Annotated in this window: 2 protein-coding genes; both read left to right on the top strand. The window is 60.5% G+C overall.

The window, feature by feature from the left end:
- The first annotated feature begins 671 nt into the window (after nt 1-671).
- Nucleotides 672-1,232, top strand: coding sequence for a F0F1 ATP synthase subunit delta (locus Q8N40_RS14005; RefSeq protein ID WP_305318465.1), 561 nt, complete (start codon nt 672-674; stop codon nt 1,230-1,232).
- Nucleotides 1,232-2,761, top strand: coding sequence for a F0F1 ATP synthase subunit alpha (gene atpA, locus Q8N40_RS14000; protein WP_305712238.1), 1,530 nt, complete (start codon nt 1,232-1,234; stop codon nt 2,759-2,761). Before Q8N40_RS14005 ends, atpA begins: the two co-directional genes overlap by 1 nt.
- The last annotated feature ends 61 nt before the right edge of the window (nt 2,762-2,822 follow it).

The raw sequence follows: 2,822 nt of genomic DNA, 5'->3' as shown, positions 1-2,822 counted from the left end.
TATTGGAAGTCAGCATACAAACAGTCCCTCAAGATAGTATTGCCACATATGTGGCAAGTGGAACCCCCGTCCCAATGTGAGTGGTCGCCGTTTGCTGGGCTAATAAGGCGTAAGCTGGGCAGTAGATCGGTTTCTGTTCAGTCTGAAACATCTTGTGACCGAATGCAGTTAATCACTAAATGTTCCGTAATTTTATGGAGTAACAATTTCTTAACTATTTAATACTTGGAAATACTGGCAAGCAAAGTCATCGCCCGTCGCGACGAGTTTTGCGCAAGTAATGGCGAAGATTGAATGGTTCGGGACAGGGCGTCGTTCCTGGCGGCTGGTCATGGGAGCCATGCATCAGCTGCAGGAACAAATGTGCGGCCGGTGAACAGCAAGCGGCGTTGGACTGCAAGGCCTGCCAAATTTGCTGCGCCGGATTCGCGGCAAAATGCCTCCGGTCAACACGTGCAAAGAACCTGCGACAAGGCACCGCCAGCCGCCGCGGTCATGTTGCACCTGCGCTCTTGCTATGTTAGCAAAGCCGCGATTTTAACGAGCCCGGTGCTGTCAGTGCCGGTCGTAAATCGAAGTCCCGCTTGAATTCCAAGGGCTTGGATCGCTAGGCGCCGCATCGTGGCGACGGTTTTTCCCTTGCGAGTTTGACAGCAAAAAAGAGCGCGCCAGTGGCTGCTGAAGATCCGTCGGTTTCGGGAGTGTCCGGTCGTTACGCAACGGCCCTGTTCGAGTTGGCGCGCGATGAAAAATCCATCGATGCGGTCAAGGCCGATCTCGAGAAATTCGAGGCCATGCTGGCCGATAGCATTGATCTCAAGCGGCTGGTCCGCAGCCCGGTTTTCTCGGCGGGCGAGCAGTCGCGGGCGCTCGCCGCCGTGCTCGACAAGGCCGAAATCTCGGGCGTTGCCGCCAGGTTCCTCAAGGTCCTTACCGCCAACCGCCGGCTGTTCGCCGTCACCGACGTGATCCGCGCGTTCCGCGCGCTGGTGGCCAGGTTCAAGGGCGAGGCCACCGCCGACGTGACGGTCGCCGAAAAGCTCAGTGACAAGAATCTCGACGCCCTGAAGACCGCCCTGAAATCGGTAACGGGCAAGGACGTCGCGCTCAACGTGAATGTCGATCCCTCGATCATCGGTGGCCTCGTCGTCAAGCTTGGCAGCCGCATGGTGGATAGTTCGCTTCGCACCAAACTCAATTCGATCAAGCACGCGATGAAAGAGGCAGGCTGATGGACATCCGCGCCGCGGAAATTTCCGCGATCCTCAAGGATCAGATCAAGAATTTCGGCCAGGAGGCTGAAGTTTCCGAAGTCGGACAGGTGTTGTCCGTCGGCGACGGCATTGCCCGCGTCTACGGCCTCGACAACGTCCAGGCCGGCGAAATGGTCGAATTCGAGAACGGCACCCGCGGCATGGCGCTGAACCTCGAAACCGACAACGTCGGCATCGTGATCTTCGGCGCCGACCGCGAGATCAAGGAAGGCCAGACCGTCAAGCGCACCCGCGCCATCGTCGATACGCCGGTGGGCAAGGGCCTGCTCGGCCGCGTCGTCGACGCGCTCGGCAACCCGATCGACGGCAAGGGGCCGATCCAGTCCGACAAGCGCATGCGCGTCGACGTCAAGGCGCCCGGTATCATCCCGCGCAAATCGGTCAACGAGCCGATGGCAACCGGCCTCAAGGCAATCGACGCCCTGATCCCGGTCGGCCGCGGCCAGCGCGAACTGATCATCGGCGACCGTCAGACCGGCAAGACCGCGATCGCGCTCGACACCATCTTGAACCAGAAGCCGCTCAACGCGCAGACCGACGAGAAGATCAAGCTGTATTGCGTCTATGTCGCGATCGGCCAGAAGCGCTCCACCGTCGCCCAGTTCGTCAAGGTGCTCGAAGAGCAGGGCGCGCTGGAATATTCGATCATCGTTGCGGCCACCGCGTCCGATCCGGCGCCGATGCAGTACATCGCGCCGTTCACCGGCTGCACCATGGGCGAATATTTCCGCGACAACGGCATGCACGCCGTCATCATCTATGACGATCTGTCGAAGCAGGCCGTCGCCTACCGCCAGATGTCGCTGCTGCTGCGCCGCCCGCCGGGCCGCGAAGCCTATCCCGGCGACGTGTTCTATCTGCATTCCCGGCTACTCGAGCGCGCCGCCAAGCTCAACGACTCCCAGGGCTCCGGCTCGCTGACGGCGCTGCCGATCATCGAAACCCAGGCCAACGACGTGTCGGCCTACATCCCGACCAACGTGATCTCGATTACCGACGGCCAGATCTTCCTGGAAACCGATTTGTTCTTCCAGGGCATTCGCCCGGCGGTCAACGTCGGTCTGTCGGTGTCGCGCGTCGGATCGTCGGCGCAGACCAAGGCCATGAAAAAGGTCGCCGGCAAGATCAAGGGCGAGCTGGCGCAATACCGCGAAATGGCGGCATTCGCGCAGTTCGGCTCCGATCTCGACGCCTCGACGCAGCGCCTGCTGAACCGGGGCTCGCGTCTCACCGAACTCCTGAAGCAGCCGCAATTCTCGCCGCTGAAGATGGAAGAGCAGGTCGTGGTGATCTACGCCGGCGTCAACGGTTATCTCGACACGCTGCCGGTCGCCAAGGTCCGCAGCTTCGAAGACGGCCTGCTGTCGCTGTTGCGCGGCAAGAACGTCGACATCCTCAACACCATCCGCGACACCCGCGATCTCAGCGACGACACCGCCGCCAAGCTCAAGGCCGTGGTCGAGGGTTACGCCAAGACGTTTGCTTAAGATGTCGTTTGCTTAAGCGAAGTTTGTTGATTGCCGTCATGACCCGGCGCAACGCCGGTCA

Source organism: Bradyrhizobium sp. (assembly GCF_030693485.1).
GTDB lineage: Bacteria > Pseudomonadota > Alphaproteobacteria > Rhizobiales > Xanthobacteraceae > Bradyrhizobium.
The sequence above is the reverse complement of the archived record's forward strand: the minus strand, read 5'-3'. Positions and strand labels throughout refer to the sequence as shown.

Bases quoted from the DNA above. Each gene is read 5' to 3' on its own strand.
- atpA (WP_305712238.1), top strand. From the start codon at position 1,232: ATGGACATCCGCGCCGCGGAAATTTCCGCGATCCTCAAGGATCAGATC.